Annotated in this window: 19 protein-coding genes; 11 read left to right on the top strand and 8 right to left on the bottom strand. The window is 65.2% G+C overall.

Annotated elements, in window-relative coordinates; all coding sequences use genetic code 11:
* Window positions 1-30 precede the first annotated feature (30 nt).
* Window positions 31-1,194, bottom strand: a complete 1,164-nt coding sequence (locus QA649_RS42435; RefSeq protein ID WP_283022354.1) for an HlyD family secretion protein — start codon at window positions 1,192-1,194, stop codon at window positions 31-33.
* Window positions 1,187-1,669, bottom strand: coding sequence for a MarR family transcriptional regulator (locus tag QA649_RS42430; RefSeq protein ID WP_283022353.1), 483 nt, complete (start codon window positions 1,667-1,669; stop codon window positions 1,187-1,189). Before QA649_RS42430 ends, QA649_RS42435 begins: the two co-directional genes overlap by 8 nt.
* Before the next feature lie 157 nt (window positions 1,670-1,826).
* On the opposite strand from QA649_RS42430, the gene QA649_RS42425 reads away from it, so the two are divergent.
* From QA649_RS42425 to QA649_RS42400, 6 genes are all read left to right on the top strand, one after another.
* Window positions 1,827-2,321, top strand: a complete 495-nt coding sequence (locus tag QA649_RS42425) for a transcriptional repressor (RefSeq protein WP_283022352.1) — start codon at window positions 1,827-1,829, stop codon at window positions 2,319-2,321.
* 35 nt (window positions 2,322-2,356) lie between these two features.
* A complete protein-coding gene (locus QA649_RS42420; protein WP_283022351.1) occupies window positions 2,357-3,310 on the top strand; it encodes a DMT family transporter in 954 nt (317 codons plus the stop codon).
* 12 nt (window positions 3,311-3,322) lie between these two features.
* Window positions 3,323-4,606, top strand: coding sequence for a flavodoxin-dependent (E)-4-hydroxy-3-methylbut-2-enyl-diphosphate synthase (gene ispG, locus QA649_RS42415; RefSeq protein WP_283022350.1), 1,284 nt, complete (start codon window positions 3,323-3,325; stop codon window positions 4,604-4,606).
* Between the two features lie 232 nt (window positions 4,607-4,838).
* Window positions 4,839-5,735 carry a TauD/TfdA family dioxygenase gene (locus QA649_RS42410; RefSeq protein WP_283022349.1) on the top strand — a complete coding sequence of 299 codons (897 nt, stop codon included), beginning with the start codon at window positions 4,839-4,841 and terminating at the stop codon, window positions 5,733-5,735.
* 181 nt (window positions 5,736-5,916) lie between these two features.
* A complete protein-coding gene (locus QA649_RS42405; RefSeq protein WP_283022348.1) occupies window positions 5,917-7,254 on the top strand; it encodes a Rieske 2Fe-2S domain-containing protein in 1,338 nt (445 codons plus the stop codon).
* Between the two features lie 3 nt (window positions 7,255-7,257).
* Complete coding sequence (locus QA649_RS42400; protein ID WP_283022347.1) at window positions 7,258-8,070, top strand: N-acetylmuramoyl-L-alanine amidase; 813 nt, start codon at window positions 7,258-7,260, stop codon at window positions 8,068-8,070.
* 106 nt (window positions 8,071-8,176) lie between these two features.
* Here the strand turns inward: QA649_RS42400 and QA649_RS42395 are convergent, their stop codons facing one another.
* The 3 genes from QA649_RS42395 to QA649_RS42385 all read right to left on the bottom strand — a co-directional run bounded on the left by QA649_RS42395 (window position 8,177) and on the right by QA649_RS42385 (window position 11,304).
* Window positions 8,177-9,787 (bottom strand): Na+/H+ antiporter, encoded by a 1,611-nt coding sequence (locus tag QA649_RS42395; RefSeq protein ID WP_283022346.1) that lies wholly within the window; start codon window positions 9,785-9,787, stop codon window positions 8,177-8,179.
* A 57-nt stretch (window positions 9,788-9,844) separates the two neighbouring features.
* Window positions 9,845-10,714, bottom strand: a complete 870-nt coding sequence (gene bla, locus QA649_RS42390) for a class A beta-lactamase (protein WP_283026222.1) — start codon at window positions 10,712-10,714, stop codon at window positions 9,845-9,847.
* Window positions 10,715-10,929: 215 nt separating this feature from the next.
* Window positions 10,930-11,304, bottom strand: a complete 375-nt coding sequence (locus QA649_RS42385) for a nuclear transport factor 2 family protein (protein ID WP_283022345.1) — start codon at window positions 11,302-11,304, stop codon at window positions 10,930-10,932.
* A 94-nt stretch (window positions 11,305-11,398) separates the two neighbouring features.
* Here QA649_RS42385 and QA649_RS42380 point away from each other — a divergent pair, with 94 nt between their 5' ends.
* A complete protein-coding gene (locus tag QA649_RS42380) occupies window positions 11,399-11,827 on the top strand; it encodes a GFA family protein (RefSeq protein WP_283022344.1) in 429 nt (142 codons plus the stop codon).
* A gap of 181 nt (window positions 11,828-12,008) precedes the next feature.
* Window positions 12,009-13,817 carry a caspase family protein gene (locus tag QA649_RS42375; RefSeq protein ID WP_283022343.1) on the top strand — a complete coding sequence of 603 codons (1,809 nt, stop codon included), beginning with the start codon at window positions 12,009-12,011 and terminating at the stop codon, window positions 13,815-13,817.
* Window positions 13,818-13,837: 20 nt separating this feature from the next.
* Here QA649_RS42375 and QA649_RS42370 read toward each other — a convergent pair whose 3' ends face one another.
* Both QA649_RS42370 and QA649_RS42365 read right to left on the bottom strand, forming a co-directional pair.
* Entirely contained in the window at window positions 13,838-14,527 is a 690-nt protein-coding gene (locus tag QA649_RS42370) for a DUF1345 domain-containing protein (RefSeq protein WP_283022342.1), read from the bottom strand.
* A 189-nt stretch (window positions 14,528-14,716) separates the two neighbouring features.
* Complete coding sequence (locus QA649_RS42365) at window positions 14,717-15,640, bottom strand: polyprenyl synthetase family protein (RefSeq protein WP_283022341.1); 924 nt, start codon at window positions 15,638-15,640, stop codon at window positions 14,717-14,719.
* A gap of 161 nt (window positions 15,641-15,801) precedes the next feature.
* Between QA649_RS42365 and mtgA the strand changes: the two genes are divergently transcribed.
* The 3 genes from mtgA to QA649_RS42350 all read left to right on the top strand — a co-directional run bounded on the left by mtgA (window position 15,802) and on the right by QA649_RS42350 (window position 17,620).
* Window positions 15,802-16,476: a monofunctional biosynthetic peptidoglycan transglycosylase gene (gene mtgA, locus QA649_RS42360; RefSeq protein ID WP_283022340.1), complete on the top strand. Its 675-nt coding sequence runs from the start codon at window positions 15,802-15,804 to the stop codon at window positions 16,474-16,476.
* Window positions 16,477-16,646: 170 nt separating this feature from the next.
* Window positions 16,647-16,829: a 50S ribosomal protein L32 gene (gene rpmF / locus QA649_RS42355; RefSeq protein WP_007598106.1), complete on the top strand. Its 183-nt coding sequence runs from the start codon at window positions 16,647-16,649 to the stop codon at window positions 16,827-16,829.
* Between the two features lie 143 nt (window positions 16,830-16,972).
* Window positions 16,973-17,620, top strand: a complete 648-nt coding sequence (locus QA649_RS42350) for a hypothetical protein (RefSeq protein ID WP_283022338.1) — start codon at window positions 16,973-16,975, stop codon at window positions 17,618-17,620.
* A gap of 105 nt (window positions 17,621-17,725) precedes the next feature.
* Here the strand turns inward: QA649_RS42350 and QA649_RS42345 are convergent, their stop codons facing one another.
* A complete protein-coding gene (locus QA649_RS42345; protein WP_283026221.1) occupies window positions 17,726-17,986 on the bottom strand; it encodes a hypothetical protein in 261 nt (86 codons plus the stop codon).
* Between the last annotated feature and the right edge of the window lie 158 nt (window positions 17,987-18,144).

The raw sequence follows: 18,144 nt of genomic DNA, 5'->3' as shown, positions 1-18,144 counted from the left end.
CGCGTCAGTCCTTGTCTTAATCTTTGAGTCTTACTCTTTGTCCTGGCCCGCGGTCGCCGACAGGCCGAGCAGGCCGGCGAGCGAACGCTTGTGGCCGGTGTCGATGGTGGCATAGACGCTCATGCCGGCCTTCAGCTTCCGGACGTATTTGTCGGTCTCGTCGAAATAGATCCTGACAGGCACGCGCTGCACCACCTTGACGAAATTGCCGGTGGCGTTCTGCGGCGGCAGGATCGCGAACTGCGCACCGGTGCCGGGCGAGAGCGAGCCGATCTTGCCCTTGAAGACGTGGTTGGGAAACGCGTCGACCTCCAGCGTGACCGGCTGGCCTTCGGTGACATAGGTGAGGTCGCTCTCCTTCGGATTGGCGTCGACCCAGGGATGGGCGATGTCGACGATGGAGAACACCGCCGAGCCGGCCGCGACGTAGCGTCCGAGCTGGATCTGCTCGACCTGCGTGGCGACGCCGTCCATCGGCGCGCGCAGCACGGTGTGGTCGAGATTGCGCTGGGCGTCGTCGAGCTTTGCCTTGGCCTGCGCATAGGGCGGGAACTGCTCGAGCGGCAGGTTGGAATCGCCGAGCAACTGCGTCTTTGCGTTGGACAGCTGCTGTTTGACGAACTGCGTCTGTGCGCCGGCGGTCACCAGCGCGTTGGCGGCGTTGTCGAGATCGAGCTGCGAGCCGTAATTGTTCTTCACCAGCGCCTGCTTGCGCTCGACGTCGCGCTGCTTCAGGTCGACGCCCTGCTGGGCGAGGTTGAGCATGTCGCCGTAGATCTTGATGTTGGCGACGAGATTGTCGTAGGTCGTGCGGGCCTGGGCGAGCTGTGCCTTGGCCTCATCCACCGCGTGGCGGAACGGAGCGGGGTCGATCTCGAACAGCTCGTCGCCCTGCTTGACGGATTGCCCCTCTTTCACGAGGACCTTAAGGATCTTGCCGGAGATGTCGGGCGTCACCAGCACCTTCTGCGCGCCGACATAGGCATCGTCGGTGCCGACATAGCGTCCGCCGTTGAGATAGAAGGTGACGCCGCCGATGGCGGCGATCACGGGCAGCACGACCATCAGCAGGAAGCGCCGATAGCGGCGCAGGCCGGCCAGCAGGCGGCGGCGCGGATCGGTGCCGGCCTTCTTGGTGGGCTTGCCGCTGTCGTTCTTCTGCTCGGGCTGGAACTTGAGAACCTGATCAGCCATAGCGCTGCTCCTTACGCACTTGTTCCGCGCCGGATGTCTGGGCGGCGTTACGCACGTTTTCCTTGATTGTTTCGAGTTGGGTGAGGAGACGGTGGGCGTCCGCCGGGCTGATGCCGTCGAGCGCGTTCGCCGTGAGCTCCGACTTCAGGCCGCTCATCCGTCCCAGCAATTGCCGCCCGGCCTTCTTGAGATAGAGGCGCTTGACGCGGCGGTCCGAAGGATCGCTGCGGCGCTCGATCCAGTCATTGTCGCAGAGCTTGTCGATCAGGCGCGTCAGCGTGATCGGCTGCACCTCGAGTAGTTCGGCGAGTTCGGACTGCTTCATGCCCTCGCTGCGCTCGACCTTGGCCAGCACCGCCCATTGTGCGCGGGTGATACCGAAGCGCGAAGCCTCCTTGTCGGCATAGACGCGCAGCAGGCGGTAAAGCTCGGCGAGCGTAAACAGGAAGTTCTGGTCCACGGACCCGCGGCTCATAAGCTTGGTCTCCAATAAGCTTGGGATAATATAAGCAAGCTTATGATTATTGTGTGGCGGATTATCGGGACGCAGTCCCGCGGGATGAGCATGGCTGGCAGCCGCCGGGCCGGTGATGCTTTGGGTTCCATCGCCGAAATGCTAGAACGCAGGCCGCATGACCCTCGCAAAGCCGGCCTTTCCCGCGCCTGACCATGATCACGGCCGCTGCACCGCGGACGCGCTGGCGCATGCCGAGGAGGTTTGCGAGCAGCGCGCGCAGAAATTCACGCCGATCCGCCGCCAGGTGCTGGGTGCCTTGCTCTCCAGCCATCGCCCGCTTGGGGCCTATGAGGTCATCGACGAACTGGCAAAATCGATGGCGCGGCCGGCGCCGATCACGGTCTATCGCGCTCTCGATTTCCTGATGGCCAACGGCCTCGTGCACCGCATTGAGAGCCGCAACGCCTATCTCGCCTGTGCCGCCCATGACCATGACGCGACCTCGGCGGTGGCGTTCCTGATCTGCGAGCGCTGTGGCCTGGTCGGTGAGATCCCGTCGGGGTCCTTTGCCGGGAATCTCAATGCCGCCGCACGCAGCTCAGGCTTCGTGCCGAAGCTGTCTGTGGTGGAGATCACGGGCGTCTGCGCCCATTGTCAGAAAATGTCTTGAAGCAACAACGGCGCAAAGCCGGATCTCAGGAAGAAATGTCCGCAACCCAAGCCAACCCGTCCGCCGGCCGTCCTCTCAGCGCCGGCGCCATCGCCCTGATGCTCATGCTGTGCCTGACCTGGGGATTCAACCAGATCGCGGTGAAGCTGGTGCTGCCGGACATCCCGCCGATGCTCCAGGCGATGATCCGTTCGATGGGCGCGCTGCCGGTGCTGTTCATCATCGGCACCCTCCGCGGCGTGAAATTCTTCGAGCGTGACGGGACGTGGAAGGCCGGCCTGATCGCGGGGCTGATGTTCGGCATCGAGTTTGTGCTGATCTTCCAGGGCCTGCGCCTCACCTCGGCCTCTCGCGCGGTGGTATTCCTCTACACGGCCCCGTTCTTCGTCGCGCTCGGCTCCTACCAGGTGCTCGGCGAGCGGCTTGGCGCCTCGCAATGGCTGGGTCTTGCCATCAGCTTTGCCGGCGTCGCGCTTGCGATCGGCGTGCCGCAGCCCAATGTCGATTCGCATGTCCTGCTCGGCGACCTCCTGATCGTCGGCGGCGCCGGGCTCTGGGCGGCAACCACGCTGGTCGCCAAGGGCACGCGTCTGCGCTTCGCCGCGCCCGAGAAGGCGCTGGGCTATCAGGTCGCGACCTCGATCCCGATCCTGGGGCTGGCGGCCTGGCTGTTTGGCGAATCCATCACCCACACGCCGGCGCCGCTGTCCCTCGGCCTGATGGCCTTCCAGGCGATCTGGGTGGTGGGAACCACGTTCACGCTTTGGTTCGCGCTGGTGAAGGCCTATTCGGCCAGCAAATTGTCCGCTTTTACCTTCATCACCCCTTTGTTTGGCGTGGTGGGTAGCTATTTCATCATGCACGACACTCTGAGTCTGACATTCGGGGCCGCCGCGGTCCTTGTAATTGCTGGGCTTTTTCTGGTTAACCGTCCCAGCCAAACGGCTGCGGCGCCGCGCGATGCATTGCTGAACGTCACCAAAACCTGATATTTGGACGCCATGAACAAGCTCGAAAACCCTCTCGATTCCGACATCGCGGGCCCCGCGGCCCGGCACCGCACCACCCAGGTCAAGGTCGGCGACGTCGCTGTCGGCGGCGGTGCGCCGATCGTCGTGCAGTCGATGACCAACACCGACACCGCCGATATCGACGGCACCATCGCCCAGGTCGCAGCGCTCGCGCGCGCCGGCTCCGAAATGGTCCGCATCACCGTGGACCGCGAGGAGGCCGCTGCCGCCGTCCCGCACATCCGCGATGGCCTCGCCAAGCGCGGCATCACCACGCCCTTGATCGGCGACTTCCACTATATCGGCCACAAGCTGCTCGCGGCCTATCCGGCCTGCGCCGAGGCGCTCGCCAAGTACCGCATCAATCCCGGCAATGTCGGCTTCAAGGACAAGCGCGACACCCAGTTCGCCGACATCATCGAGATCGCGAACAAGAACAGCAAGCCGGTCCGCATTGGCGCCAATTGGGGCTCGCTCGACCAGGAGCTGCTCACCAAGCTGATGGACGAGAACGCGGCCTCGCCGAATCCGCGCGACGTGCGCGCGGTGACGCGCGAGGCCATGGTGCAGTCCGCGCTGCTCTCGGCCGCGCGTGCCGAAGAGCTCGGCATGCCCAAGGACCGCATCATCCTCTCCGCAAAGGTCTCCGCGGTGCAGGACCTCATCGCGGTCTATCAGGATCTCGCCTCTCGTTCCGACTACGCCATCCATCTCGGCCTTACCGAAGCCGGCATGGGCTCGAAGGGCATCGTGGCGTCCTCGGCTGCGCTCGGCATCCTCTTGCAGCAGGGCATCGGCGACACTATCCGCATCTCGCTGACGCCGGAGCCCGGCGGCGACCGCACCCGTGAGGTGCAGGTCGGCCAGGAGCTCTTGCAGACCATGGGCTTCCGCACCTTCGTGCCGCTGGTTGCGGCGTGCCCCGGCTGCGGCCGCACCACCTCGACCACGTTCCAGGAGCTGGCGCGCTCGATCCAGGATTTCATCCGCGACGAGATGCCGACCTGGAAGACGAAATATCCGGGCGTCGAGGAGCTCAACGTTGCGGTGATGGGCTGCATCGTCAACGGCCCCGGCGAATCCAAGCACGCCAATATCGGCATCTCGCTGCCCGGCACCGGCGAAGCCCCGGCCGCGCCCGTGTTCGTCGACGGCAAGAAGTTCCGCACGCTGCGCGGGCCCACCATCTCCGCCGACTTCAAGGCGCTGGTGATCGACTACATCGACCAGCGCTACGGCCAGGGCGCCAAGGTGCCGGCGCCCGCGGCGGAGTGATTTCACTCCGCTAGCAACCAATCACTCCGCTGTCGTCCCGGCGAAAGCCGGGACCCATAACCACAGGCCGTGGTTATGATGCGAGATCGTGGCTCCGAGTCTTCGCCAAATCCAGTTCGGTGGCTATGGGTCCCGGCTTTCGCCGGGACGACACTGATGTTTGCAACGCAGATTGCACATCCATAGCTACGCGCTACCATGCTCCCAACCAAGAACGATCGGGAGACACGCCATGAGCTCACTCGCCGGCAAGCAGGGCCCGCGCTATCGCCACACCGCTGAAGACGGCGCACCCTACGAGACCATCGCGGTCGAAAAGCTCACCCCCATCATCGGCGCGGAAATCTCCGGCGTCGACGTCGGCAAGCTCGTCTCCGATGACTCTCGCTCCAACCGGCAGATGGACGAGATCCACCGCGCGCTCGCCGAAAACCTCGTCATCTTCTTCCGCGACCAGCACATTACGCCGCAGCAGCATCTCGCCTTCGGCCGCAAGTTCGGCGAGCTGCATTTTCATCCGGCCGCGCCGCACGAGGACGAAGATCCGGCCTTGATGAAGATCTACGCCGACAAGAACTCGCCGCGCGCCAACGGCGAGGGCTGGCACTCCGACGTGTCCTGCGATCTCGAGCCGCCGATGGGCTCGATCCTCTACATCAAGCAGTGCCCGCCGCGCGGCGGCGACACGCTGTTCGCCAATATGTACGCGGCCTATGAGGCGCTGTCGGACCGCATGAAGGTCTATCTCGACGGGCTCACGGCGTTGCATGACGGTGAGCCGATCTATCGCGGGCTCTACGCGAACTACGGCGTCGCCGACCGTCCGTCCTATCCGAACGCCGAGCATCCCGTGGTCCGCACGCATCCGGTCACGGGCAGGAAGGCGCTCTACGTCAACCGCGGCTTCACCCGCCACATCAACGGCATCCCGCGCGACGAGAGCGACGCGATGCTCGCCTATCTCTACCAGCACGCCGAAAACCCGCTGTTCCAGTGCCGCTTCCGCTGGACCGAGAACGCCATCGCCTTCTGGGACAACCGCTGCACCCAGCACCGCGCGATGTGGGATTACTGGCCGCATACGCGCTCGGGCACGCGCGTGACGGTGAAGGGGGAGAGGCCGGTTTAGGCGACGGTGCCGTAGGGTGGGCAAAGCGAAGCGTGCCCACCATCTCGCCCGGCATGCAACAAGATGGTGGGCACGGCGCGCGAAGAGCGCGCCTTTGCCCACACTACGAGAGCCGTTCTTGCGTTGACGTCTTCCCGCTCCCGCGCCAATCTTCCAAAAAAACAAATCGGGAGGATTTTCCATGCTCCGCGCAGAGGACAATAAATTCCTGACCGAGTCCGGCCCCGGCACGGGCATGGGCGAGCTGCTGCGCCGCTTCTGGATTCCCGTCCTGCTCTCGGAAGAGCTCCCTGAACCCGATGGCGAGCCGAAGAAGATCGTCGTGCTCGGCGAGGAGCTGCTCGCCTTCCGCGACACGCGCGGCGTGGTCGGTGTCATCGATCAATACTGCCCGCATCGCGGCGCCAATCTCTGGCTTGGTCGGAACGAGGAGTGCGGCGTCCGCTGCGTCTATCACGGCTGGAAGTTCGACACCGACGGCCGCTGCGTGGACATGCCGACCTCCTATCCCGATCTCAACGCCAAGGATCTCATCCGCATCAAATCCTATCCGGTGCGCGAATGGGGTGAGATGATCTGGGCCTATATGGGCCCGGCGGAGGCCATGCCCGAGCTGCCCGATCTCGAAATGGCGCTGCTGCCGGCCTCGCACCGCTACGTCAGCAAGAAATGGCAGGACTGCAACTGGGTGCAGGCGCTGGAAGGCTCGATCGACACCGCGCATTTCACCTTCGCCCATCTCTCCTTCGACAAGGAGGAGAACGAGATCCTGGATATCAAGAAGCATTTTGTGAATCCGCTTCAGCGGATGTCGAGTGACCACATGCGCTGGATCGCAGAGGACCCACGCCCCGTGATCAAGGTCACTCCGCACGAAGCGGGGCTGACGATTGCCGGCGGCCGGCTTACCGGGAGCGACAACATCTACTGGCGCATCGCGCAATTCCTGATGCCGTTCCATGCCTATGCGCCGAGTGCGATGCAGGGCGAAAACATTTTTGGCCAGACCTTCGTGCCCGTCTCCGACACCAATTGCTGGATCTATACTTACGCCTGGAATCCGGAGCGGCCGCTGACGCAGGCCGAACGCGATGCCTATGACCGCGGCAACGGCGTGATCGCGGAGGTCGACGACAATTACGTGCCGCTGCGCCACAAGGGCAACGACTATCTGATCGACCGCAAGCTCCAGAAGACCCGGAGCTACACCGGCATCAAGGGCGTCTCCGAGCAGGACGCCGCGGTGCAGGACAGCCAGGGCCCGATCGCCGACCGCACCCGCGAGCATCTCGGACCGACCGATCTCGGCATCATGCATTTCCGCAAAGTCGTCATGGATCTGGCGCGCGCGCTTCAGCAGGGCGAGCCGCCGCCGCAGGCCGCGCATCAGGACCGCTATGCGGTGCGCTCCGGTGCCTGCGTCACCAGCAAGGCCAAGGACCTGCCCGCGGTGATGCTGGAGCGTTTCGGCGATGTCGCCGGCTTCGTCGGCCGTCCCAGGATTGCGGCAGCGGAGTAGCGCTTGAGGCAATCGCGCAGCATCATCGCAGCTCTTCTTGCGCCGCTGATCGCGTCGATCCTGCTGACGTCGTTCGCTGTTGGTCCCGCCGCTGCCGCGCGGAAAATTGCGAAATCCAGGCCGCCGCCATCACCGGTCAAATGCGAGATGCCGAAATTCCGGATCGTTGTGGATGTCGGTCACACCCCGGACTCCTACGGCGCCTTGAGTGCGCGCAACGATCCGGAGTTCGGCTTCAACTTCCGGCTCGCACGGCTCATCACGGCGAAGCTCAAGTCCGAGGGCTTTGCCGCAACCCGCCTGCTCGTCACGGACGGCAAGGCGCGGCCGAGCCTGTTCAAGCGCGTCGGTGCCGCCAATGACGGCCGCGCCGATCTCTTCCTGTCGGTTCATCACGATTCGGTGCCGGACAAGCTGCTCGACACCTGGGAATTCGACGGCGCGAAGAGCTATTTCAGCGATCGATTTTCGGGCCACTCGCTGTTCGTCTCCGAGCGCAATCCGCACTTCACCACCAGCCTGAAATTGGCGCGGATGATCGGCAGGCAGTTGAAGGAGCAGGGCCTGCACTATGCGAGCCAATACACCTTGCCGGTGATGGGCCGCTACCGGCGCCAGTTGCTCGACAAGGATGTCGGCGTCTATCGCTATGACGGGCTCATCGTGCTGTCGCGAACAAGAAGCGCCGCCGTGCTGCTCGAAGCCGGCTCCATCATCAACCGCGACGAGGAGATGGAAATGAACTCGGCGGAGCGGCAGGAGCTGATAGCAGGGGCCGTGGCCGCTGCGGTGGGGGAATTTTGCGAGAGGCGGTAGCTGGCCCCGGGGCTTCAGCCCGTCATTGCGAGCGCAGCGAAGCAATCCAGAGTCTTTCCGCAGAGGCAGTCTGGATTGCTTCGTTGCGCTCGCAATGACGAGAGGGCTACAGCGGCCCGCCCCGGTACTCCCGGTTCGCCAGGCTCGCCTCCTCCAGATCCAGATCCCGCTCGATCCGGCGCCTCGTCTCGTCGGTGATCTGGCCGTCGCGCAAGAGGTCGTGGATGAATTTGCGCTCGGCGTCGATCAGGTTGCGGGTCAGTGCGGTGCCGGCGGCCGAGACGTCGTGATGGGCGGGATCAAGTGAATCGGGCAGCTGGTTGACGCGGATCTCGTGGCGGGCGCGCAGCAGCCGCATCACCTCGTCGGAGATCTCCTTTTCCGCGGTCAACGCATCGAGCGACTTCAGTGCGGCGTCGAGCGCCTGGCGTCGCGCCGTGATCTCCGCCTCGTGCTCGCTGACATGCTCATGGCGGCCGGCCTCGGCGACACCGAGCCAGCGCACCACCGGCGGCAGCGTCAGGCCGACGCCGATCAGCGTCACGAAGATGACGCCGAAGGCGACGAACAGGATCAGGTCGCGATAGGGAAAGGCCTCGCCGCCGGGCAGCGTGAACGGCAGCGCCAGCGCGGCCGCCAGCGACACGGCGCCACGCACGCCGGTGAAGGCAAGCACGAACGGCCATTGCCATGGCGGGGACGGATCGCGCTCGCGCAACGACTTGGAGAGGATGCGCGGCAGATAGGTCGCGGGATAGAGCCAGACGAACCGCGCGGTCACGATGATCATCAGGACCACGGCGGTCGCGATCAGGATGTCGTCGAGCGGAAATGCCTTCGACTTCTCGTAGAGCGCGCGCATCTGGAAGCCGGTGAGCAGGAACAGCAGGCCCTCGATCAGGTAGATGATGAGGTCCCAGAAGAAAATGCCTTGCAGGCGCGTCGATGCCGAGATCAGCAGCGGGCCGTTCCAGCTCACATAGAGGCCGCAGGCGACAGTGGCGATCACGCCGGAGCCGCCGACATGCTCGGGCAGCCAGTAGGAGACGTAAGGCGTGATCAGCGACAGCGTCAGCTCGACCTGGGGATCCCTGGACCATTTGCGGAAGCGGAGGGAGAGCCAGCCGACGCCGATGCCGAAGGCGATCTCGCTGGCCACGATCAGCAGGAACTCGCCGGCCGCCAGCGGCAGCGAGAAATGTCCAACCATGATGGCGGCGAGCGCGAAGCGGTACAGGATCAGCGCGGTGGCGTCGTTGGCAAGCCCTTCGCCTTCGAGGATGACGACGAGCCGGCGCGGCAAGTTGAGCCGGCGCGCGATCGCGAGCGGCGCCACCACGTCGGGCGGCGCGACGATGGCCCCGAGCAGGAAGCCCACGGTCAAGGGCAGGCCGATCAGATAATGCGTGGCGGCCGCCACCAGCGCCGCGGTGAAGATCACCGCGCCGACCGCGAGCAGCACGATCGGCCGCAGATTGTTCCTGAACTCGCGCCAGCTCATGGCGACGCTCGCCGAGTAGATCAGCGGCGGCAGCACCATCAGCAGCACCAGTTCCGGCGGCAGCTCGACCGGCGGCATGCCCGGCACGAAGGCGAGGCCGACGCCGGAGAGCATCAGCAGGATCGCAGGAGCAATGTTGAAACGACGCGCGACAAGCGCGGTGCCCGCCAGCACCGCGAGCAGGATCAGGAAGGTCTGGAATTTCGCTGCGATCATGGCCTGTCTTGGCCCGGAAGCGGCCAAGAGGTCAATGCGGCGGTCAATGCGGTGGCCTTACGCCAGCCGCTCTGCCACCATGCGTCCGATGCGGGCAAATACAGCCGCGATCTGCGCGGAATTCGGCGTGCCGCCCTGGGTATAGGCCGCGATCAGGATCGGCACATCCGGCTTGGTACCAGTCTTGGGCCAGACGACGGCGATATCGCCCGACGCATCCTTGCCGTTGTTGCCGGTCTTGTCGCCGATTGTCCAATCCGCCGGCAGGCCGCCGCGCAGCCGGTTCGCGCCGGTCTTGCAGTTCACCATCCAGTCGGTCAGTTGGGCACGTGACGCCGCTGACAGCGCCTCGCCCGTCACCAGCCGGCGCAAATTGCCCGCCATCGCGGCCGGCGTCGTGGTGTCCTGGGGATTGCCGGGCGGAGAGCGGTTGAGCTCGGGCTCATTGTGGTCGAGCCGCGTGGTGGTGTCGCCGAGCGATCGCCAGAATGCGGTGAGCGCGGCCGGCCCGCCGATCCGCGCCAGCAGCAGATTGGCGCAGGTGTTGTCGCTGAGCTCGACGATCGCCCTGCACATCTCGGCGACCGACATCTTGCCGGCCGCGAGATTTTGCTTGGCAACCGGAGCATAGTCGAGCAGGTCGGCCTGACTGTAAGCGATCATGGCCGCAAGCTGCTCCTCGCCGCGGTCGACCCGCGCCAGCACGCAGGCCGCAAGCGAAGCCTTGAAGGTCGAGCACATGACGAAGCGCTCGTCGGCACGCCAGGCGAGCTTCTTGCCGGTCGCGAGATTCTCCGCATAGAGCCCGATCCGCCCGCCGCTGTCGCGCTCATAGGTTTCGAGCTCTGGCGGCGCCTCTGCCGCAAGAGCGGGAGAAGCGGCCATCCAGGCAAGCGAGGCGAGCAGGGAACGGCGGTCGAGATGCATCGAGAGACCTTCAGGCGAGTGGAGAATGAACACGTAGCGTGCGCTTTATCCGCGCCGTCATTGCGAGCGCAGCGAAGCAATCCAGAGTCTCTCCGCGGAGGGATTCTGGATTGCTTCGTCGCAAGGGCTCCTCGCAATGACGGGGCGAGAGCGGCGCTCGCAATGACGGAGAATGGCGAGCGAGTGCGCCCGATTTCGGGCAGCGGAAGCGCCCCTCACTCCCTCAGATCATACCTGTACGATTTCGACACGATCTGCCAGCCATCTGCGAGCTTCATCGCCACCAGATAGTCGGTGAAATAGCGCGGCGGCAGCTGGCAGCGCACCTTGATGAAGGCGGTCTTCTCGTCGGAGCGGTCGATGGTGACGATGAAATCCTCGCGCGGCTTGCCTTCGGCCTTGCCGGAGGCGCGCTTGCGCACGCGGTCGAGCCAGTCCGGCACGGTCAGGACCTGGAGCTCGCCCTTCTCGATCCAGCGCAGATCGGCGGAGGGATGGAAGATGGCGCCGAGCTTTTCAGCGTCGCCCTCATAGAGCCCGTCAAAATAGGATTGCACGACGGCTTCGACGCTCGAACGGTTCTGGCTCATGGGGCATCCCTTTACATGATGGCTTGGGCGGAACTTAGTCGTACACATCATAATGCGCTATGGGTGTGTCAGCTATTTGCGCGAAGGCTTCGCCATGACCGGATCAGAAAATTCGAACGCTCGTATCCTGACCGGCGAATGCTATTGCCGCACGGTGCGCTTTGAAGTGGCGGACGCGTTCTCCTATGCGATGAACTGCCACTGTTCGAACTGCCGCCGCACCACCGGTTCGGCCTTCAAGCCGTTCGCCGGCATCGCGCAGGAGAAGCTCCACATCGTCCAGGGCGGCGACCAGCGGCTCATTTTCGGGGACGCCACCACCCATGACGCCCACTGCGCCCGCTGCGGCTCGCTGCTCTATTCCCGGATGCGGGAGGGAAAATGGGTCCATGTCGCCATGGGAACCCTGGTCGATGCCCCCTCGATCCGGCCGAGCGCCCATATTTTCGTGGGCTCGAAGGCGCCCTGGCACGAGATTACGGACGATCTGCCGCAGTATCGGGGACATATCGGGGATTCCTAGGGGAACCGGCCCCGCGCCGCGTGTGTCGCCGAACCCCGACCGCGCTGGCGCGACAAACATAGAGGGTCTTTCGGCCTGTCGTCGAAGCCGCCTTCGTGACCTCCATCACGAGCGCCGGCGACGGGTCCTGCTAGAGCGATCCCAAAGGGGCCGGATGGCCCCGAACTTCGGAAGTCGTGTCATGCGCAACCTGCTCAGACTTTACCCGCTTCTCCTCGCTGCCACGCTGCTGCTTGGCGCCGAGCCCGCCTTTGCCGGAAAGCGCGTGGCGCTGGTGCTCGCCAACTCCGCCTACCAGCACGCCCCCTCGCTGGCCAACCCCGTCAATGACGGTGCGGTGATGGCGAAGACGTTGAAGGAGGCCGGTTTCGACGTGGTCGATTCCCGGCACGATCTGTCGGCCCAGGATACGCGGCGTGTGCTGCGCGACTTTGCCGATGCGACCCGCACTGCCGATATTGCCGTGGTCTACTATGCCGGTCACGGCATCGAGGTCGAAGGCTCGAACTATCTGATCCCCGTCGACGCCAGGCTCGAGCGCGACACCGACGTCTACGACGAGGCGCTCTCGCTCGACCGGATCCTGGTCGCGGTCGAGCCCGCCAAGCAGCTCCGCCTGGTGATTCTGGACGCCTGCCGCGACAATCCGTTCGGCAAGACCATGAAGCGCACCATCGCCTCGCGCGGCATCGGCCGCGGCCTCGCCCAGGTCGAGCCGACCAGCCCCAACACGCTGATCGCCTATTCGGCCAAGGCCGGCTTCACGGCGCAGGATGGCGACGGCGCCAACAGCCCGTTTACGGTCGCGCTGTCGAAGCATCTGACGACGCCGGGCCTCGATGTCCGCCGCGCTTTCGGCTTCGTGCGCGACGACGTGCTGAAGTCGACCGGCAACAAGCAGGAGCCGTTCGTCTATGGCTCGCTCGGCGGCGACGACGTCCCGCTGGTGCCGGTCAAGGCGGTGGCTGCAGCGCCTGCGGCGAACCCTCAGGCCGACATGCGCCGCGACTACGAGCTCGCGCTCCAGGTCGGCAACAGGCCGGCGTGGGAAGCCTTCCTGGCCCAGCACCCTGACGGCTTCTATGCCAACCTCGCCAAGCTGCAGATCGACAAGATTCAGGCCGAGCAGGCCCATGCGGCGGCGATCGAGAAGGCGAAGCAGGCCGAGGCCGAGCGCGATCGTCTTGCCGCGCTCGGCGCGCAGAAGGATGCGCAGGCCAAAGCTGCGGCCGATGCAAAGGCCGCCGAGCAGGCCCAGCTCGCCGCGCAGAAGACGAAGGAGCAGGCGCAACAGCAGGCGGCCGCCGCCGAGCAGCAGCGCGTCAATCTCGCCGCCTCGGCGCCGAGCACTGCGCCGGCCAGCACCGCGAGCCCGGCCGGCACCAACGTCGCCTCGCTGACGCCGGCGGCGACGCCAGCCGATCTCAGCCGCTCGGTGCAGACCGAGCTTGGCCGGGTCGGTTGTTTCTCCGGACAGGCCGACGGCAATTGGAGTACGTCCTCGCAGCGCTCGCTGTCGCAGTTCAACCGCTACGCCGGCACCAAGCTCGACGTGAAGGTCGCGAGCACCGACGCGCTCGATGCGGTCAAGTCGAAGCCGTCACGGGTCTGCCCGCTGGTTTGCGAGCATGGCTTCAAGGCCGACGGCGACAAGTGCACGAAGATCGTTTGCCGCGAAGGCTATGCGGTCAACGACGACAATGAGTGCGAGAAGCAGCGCGCCGCCAAGCCGGCCAAGCCTGCAACCGCCAAGCGCGACGACGGCGACGAGCGTCCGGCGCGGCAGCGCCGTCAGGCCGGCGGTGCGGCGGCCGAAGCGGCAGGCGGCTACGGTGCAGCTGCCGGCATCGCTGCCGCCGGCCGTCGCTCGGGTGGCGGTCAGGTGTTCTGCAACAGCAGCGGTTGCCGTCCGGTCAGTCGCGGCTGCCATCTCGAATATCGTGGCGGCGGCGGCCCCGGCAACGACGCCAATGCCGAAGTGTGCAACTGACCCTTCGCCGGGACGACAGCTTAGTTTGAAATCGCGCTCGCCGCGATGTTCACCGTCAGCGCCAGCAAGGCCGTGTTGTAGATGAAGGACACGATGCCATGTGCCGTGGCGGTGCGGCGGATGATCTTGTCGGTGATGCCGACGTCGGAGACCTGCGCGGTCATGCCGATCACGAACGAGAAGTAGACGAAGTCCCAATAGTCGGCGTGGTCTTCCTTGTCGCCGCTCGGAAACTGCAGGCCGCCCGGCTTGGCGTTGCGATAGTAATCATGGGCGTAGTGCAGCGCGAAGGTGGTGTGCACGGCGGCCCATGACAGCGCGATCGTGGTGATCGCGATGGTCAGCTCCAGCGCCCCGCGATGTGGCGTGCCGAGCTCGGAAACGATCGCCGCAACGCTGGCGAAGGCGCCGATTGCCGTCACCAGCAGGATCACGAAGCGGCCGTCATCCTGCATCGCGGCGGCGCGGCGGATGTGCTGGTGGTCGTTGCACAGCATCATCGCATAGACCAGCACGAGATAGACGGCGATCAGCGCATCCCAGCCGAACAGCAGCCGCGTCACCAGCCGGTGCGAGCCCGGTAGCAGCAGGCTGACCAGGATGCCGGCCGCGAGCGCGATGAAGGTCCGCGGCCGTGCATAGATCAGCCGCACCGGCCGCGACATCTTGCGGAAGCGGACGAGGACGGGGTCTTCTTTGTCGGTGGCCATGACGGTGACGGCTCTCTCGCTCAACTCTCGTTGTCGCCGCATCGCAGGTGCGCTCCCTCCCCGCTTGCGGGGGAGGGGTGGGGAGAGGGGTGTCTCCACATTCGAGAACCCCCAAGAGGAGGGAACCCTCACCCGGCGCTTTGCGCCGACCTCTCCCGCAAGCGGGAGAGGTGAGAGCGCCCGGAGTTGTCAGCTCTTCCGCTCGGCGACGAAGCGTGCGGCGGCTTGCAGCACAGCGGCGCGATCGCCGAAGATCGCGACGGCGCTGTCGGCGCGCGCGAGCAGGTCGCGCACGCGCTGCTTGGCGCCTTCGATGCCGAGCTGGGTGACGAACGTGGTCTTGCCGAGCGCGGCATCGGCGCCGGCCGGCTTGCCGAGCGCGGCGGCATCGCCTTCGACGTCGAGCAGATCGTCGGCGATCTGGAAGGCTTCGCCGAGCGCACGGCCGTAATCGTCGAGCGCCTGATACTCCTTCTGCGACGCCTGGCCGAGGATCGCGCCGGCGATGCAGCCGTAGCGCAAGAGCGCACCGGTCTTCATCTGCTGAATCCGGGCGACATCGATCGGTTCGTTGCCGCCGAAGCGGCCTTCGCCGGCGAGGTCGAGGATCTGGCCGCCGACCATGCCGCCGATGCCGGCGCAGCGCGCCAGCGCGCGCGTCAGCAAGAGCCGTACATTGGCGTCGCGATGGATCTCGTCGCGCGTGACGATGTCGAAGGCGAGCGTCAGGAGGCCGTCGCCGGCGAGGATCGCGGTGGCGTCGTCGGTCTGCTTGTGCAGGGTGGGGCGGCCGCGGCGCAGGTCGGAATTGTCCATCGCCGGCAGATCGTCATGGATCAGCGAATAGCAGTGGATGCATTCGAGCGCGGCGCCCACGAGCAGGGCCGCATCGCGCGGCACGCCGAACACCGCTGCGCTTTCGACCACCAGGAACGGCCGCAGGCGCTTGCCACCGTTCAGGCTCGAATAGCGCATTGCGTCCATCAGTCGCTTGGGCCGGGCGATCTCATCGTGCAGGATGTCGTCCGACAGCAGGCGCCCGAGCAGGGCTTCGGTGTCATCAGCGGTCTTGTCCAGACGTTTGGCGAAATCGGACGGGGACGTGCCGGTCATCAAGAAAGGCTCCAGAACTAAAATTCGGCGGGACAATCCTTTATGCGCCCGCATCAGTCAATCGCTTGGAAGGCCTAAAAAGTGCTGGAAAAGGCCCGAATTATCACAGACTTAATGGTCCAGCCCGTGGCCGCGGTTCAGTTTGCGCCGGAAAGGTCGATTTGCGCATCGTCAAGATCCTGCTGGTGGTGCTCGCGGTCGTGGTCCTCGCGCCCTATGTGATCGCGCCGTTCTACCGCGCCGGCCATCCTGTTTCGACGCTGATGGCCTGGCGCAGCTTGCGGGGTGCGCCGATGCAGCGGGAATGGATCGATCTGGCTGACATGTCGCCCTATCTGCCGCGTGCGGTGGTGGCGGCCGAGGACGCTCATTTCTGCAAGCATCATGGCATCGATTGGGGCGCGCTGCGCGAGGCGATCGACGATGCGAAGGAGGACGGCACCCCATTCCGGGGCGCCTCCACCATCACCCAGCAGGTCGCAAAAAACCTGTTTCTCTGGCAGGGGCGCGATTTCATCCGCAAGGCGCTGGAATTCCCGCTGGCGTTGTGGATCGACCTGGTGCTGCCCAAGGCCCGGATTCTGGAAATTTACCTCAACATCGCCGAGCTTGGCCCCCAGGGCCAGTTTGGGGTCGAGGCGGCCAGTGCCTATGCCTTCGGCAAATCGGCCGAAAACCTCTCACCCCGGGAGGCCGCGCTGCTGGCCTCGATCCTGCCGAATCCGGTCAAACGCAGCGCCCGGACCCCGGGACCGGGCGTCCGGCGGCTGGCGGCCACCTATATGGCGCGGGGGCAGGCGAGCTCACTTGTGACCTGCTGGCGGGAAAATCGCTGATTCCGGGCCCTTTTTGGACGCATTTTCCGGGCCAAAAGCCTAGCTTTACGGCCAGCCTTCCTCTATAAGCCCGGCCTTGATCGGCATTCAGCTCGCCTCGTATTGCGGGTGCTGAGCCGTCCCTTCCCGGACGATGCCCCTGATGACACCAATCCCTAGAGGATATTGAAATGGCCGTTCCGAGAAGAAAAACCTCGCCGTCGCGCCGTGGCATGCGCCGCTCGGCAGACGCCATCAAGAAGCCGACCTATGTGGAAGACAAGGACTCCGGCGAGCTCCGTCGTCCGCACCATCTCGACCTCAAGACCGGCATGTACAAGGGCCGTCAGGTCCTGAAGAAGAAAGAGTCCTAAAGTCAGGACCTTTCTCCGGGCAGGATGATTAAGCCTGCCTGATTGCGGCCAACCCATGAGATATGGCAGTGACGGCGGCGGAGCCAATGCTTCGCCGCCGCATTGTCCTGTCTGGATATCTTGATCGAGAAGGCATCTCGTCGATGGTCGGTTTCCCGCTGCTTCTGATTCCGCTCGCGGTCTACAACATCATCGCCTTCCTGATGCCCAGCGTGTCCTTCTCGGACGTGCTGTTCAAGGTGCCGATGATCACGGGCGAGACCTGGCCGGTCACGCTCGCCGATCTCCTGCTCGCGCTCGGCGTGGTGCTGTTGCTGCTCGAGGTGGTCAAGGGCGCGCGGCCCGGCTCGAAATTCCTGATGGATCATCTGCTGTCGCTGATCATCTTCGGCGCGGCCGCCGCCGAATTCGTGATGTGGCCCAAATTCGGCAACTCCACCTTTTTCCTGCTGGTGCTGCTGGCGATGGCCGATTTCCTCGGCGGCATCGCCCAGCGCACGCGCCGCCGCGTCACCTATGTCGCCGAGACGACGGTGCCGGCGCCGCGTAAGGCGAAGCGTCGGGCCGAACCGCCGGCCGATGAAGCCGCCGCCGAGCCCAAGTTCGAGCCGGTGCCGGCGCAGCCAGCGCCGGTGGTCCCACCCGCGCCCTCCGCGCAGTCGGTCGCCGAATCCGTGCTGATGGACCATCCCGCGCCGAAGCCGGTGATCCCGCCCTCGCCGGAAATCCCTTCGCCGCATCTGCAGCCGGGCAACGGCACGCCGTCCTCGCCCGACGCGCCGCCGCGCTGATTTCTCTGAGTTTGGCTTAGTCCCACCGCAACGTCGGTGTGCTCCTCGCCCCGCTCTTCGCGGGGAGAGGTGAAGGAAGACGGCCTCGCTTCAAAAATTCGATCCTCAAGCCACCTGTCGCGTGCGCGCGGTGACGCTTCCGAGCGGACGCTTGCTGCCATAGGCCATCCGCGCATCTTCGGACGAGCCGCGGCGGAGCCGGCTGGCCTGGGGCAGGTGCTCGGCATTGGCGATCAGCTGGGTGACGAAGCTTGAATCGGGGCGGGGCAGCGGCACCTTGTGGAGCCATTGCACAGTCGGGATCAGCGGCACCAGGGCCGTGCCCATGCTGCCTGCCGCCTCATCCGATCGATCAGTACTCAACATCGCGATCACCGTTGATCCGGCGGACATTGTCGCGTTTCGGGACGCGCGCGCCGGTGCGTGTCAGTACTCGCAAGGCCTATGCCGGGCGGGCCGGTTTGGTTCCCCCCTCGCTTCACAACGTGGTTTCCAAATTGTTTATCAACTTTGCCTAGGGTCGA

Origin of the sequence: Bradyrhizobium sp. CB1717, from assembly GCF_029714325.1 — a bacterium.
Classification (GTDB): domain Bacteria; phylum Pseudomonadota; class Alphaproteobacteria; order Rhizobiales; family Xanthobacteraceae; genus Bradyrhizobium.
The sequence above is the reverse complement of the archived record's forward strand: the minus strand, read 5'-3'. Positions and strand labels throughout refer to the sequence as shown.

What these genes read in the sequence shown, in the direction of transcription:
- QA649_RS42435 (WP_283022354.1), bottom strand. Translation starts at nt 1,194, where the DNA reads ATGGCTGATCAGGTTCTCAAGTTCCAGCCCGAGCAGAAGAACGACAGC.
- QA649_RS42430 (WP_283022353.1), bottom strand. Translation starts at nt 1,669, where the DNA reads ATGAGCCGCGGGTCCGTGGACCAGAACTTCCTGTTTACGCTCGCCGAG.
- QA649_RS42425 (WP_283022352.1), top strand. Translation starts at nt 1,827, where the DNA reads ATGACCCTCGCAAAGCCGGCCTTTCCCGCGCCTGACCATGATCACGGC.
- QA649_RS42420 (WP_283022351.1), top strand. Translation starts at nt 2,357, where the DNA reads ATGTCCGCAACCCAAGCCAACCCGTCCGCCGGCCGTCCTCTCAGCGCC.
- ispG (WP_283022350.1), top strand. Translation starts at nt 3,323, where the DNA reads ATGAACAAGCTCGAAAACCCTCTCGATTCCGACATCGCGGGCCCCGCG.
- QA649_RS42410 (WP_283022349.1), top strand. Translation starts at nt 4,839, where the DNA reads ATGAGCTCACTCGCCGGCAAGCAGGGCCCGCGCTATCGCCACACCGCT.
- QA649_RS42405 (WP_283022348.1), top strand. Translation starts at nt 5,917, where the DNA reads ATGCTCCGCGCAGAGGACAATAAATTCCTGACCGAGTCCGGCCCCGGC.
- QA649_RS42395 (WP_283022346.1), bottom strand. Translation starts at nt 9,787, where the DNA reads ATGATCGCAGCGAAATTCCAGACCTTCCTGATCCTGCTCGCGGTGCTG.
- bla (WP_283026222.1), bottom strand. Translation starts at nt 10,714, where the DNA reads ATGCATCTCGACCGCCGTTCCCTGCTCGCCTCGCTTGCCTGGATGGCC.
- QA649_RS42385 (WP_283022345.1), bottom strand. Translation starts at nt 11,304, where the DNA reads ATGAGCCAGAACCGTTCGAGCGTCGAAGCCGTCGTGCAATCCTATTTT.
- QA649_RS42380 (WP_283022344.1), top strand. Translation starts at nt 11,399, where the DNA reads ATGACCGGATCAGAAAATTCGAACGCTCGTATCCTGACCGGCGAATGC.
- QA649_RS42375 (WP_283022343.1), top strand. Translation starts at nt 12,009, where the DNA reads ATGCGCAACCTGCTCAGACTTTACCCGCTTCTCCTCGCTGCCACGCTG.
- QA649_RS42370 (WP_283022342.1), bottom strand. Translation starts at nt 14,527, where the DNA reads ATGGCCACCGACAAAGAAGACCCCGTCCTCGTCCGCTTCCGCAAGATG.
- QA649_RS42365 (WP_283022341.1), bottom strand. Translation starts at nt 15,640, where the DNA reads ATGACCGGCACGTCCCCGTCCGATTTCGCCAAACGTCTGGACAAGACC.
- rpmF (WP_007598106.1), top strand. Translation starts at nt 16,647, where the DNA reads ATGGCCGTTCCGAGAAGAAAAACCTCGCCGTCGCGCCGTGGCATGCGC.
- QA649_RS42350 (WP_283022338.1), top strand. Translation starts at nt 16,973, where the DNA reads ATGGTCGGTTTCCCGCTGCTTCTGATTCCGCTCGCGGTCTACAACATC.
- QA649_RS42345 (WP_283026221.1), bottom strand. Translation starts at nt 17,986, where the DNA reads ATGTTGAGTACTGATCGATCGGATGAGGCGGCAGGCAGCATGGGCACG.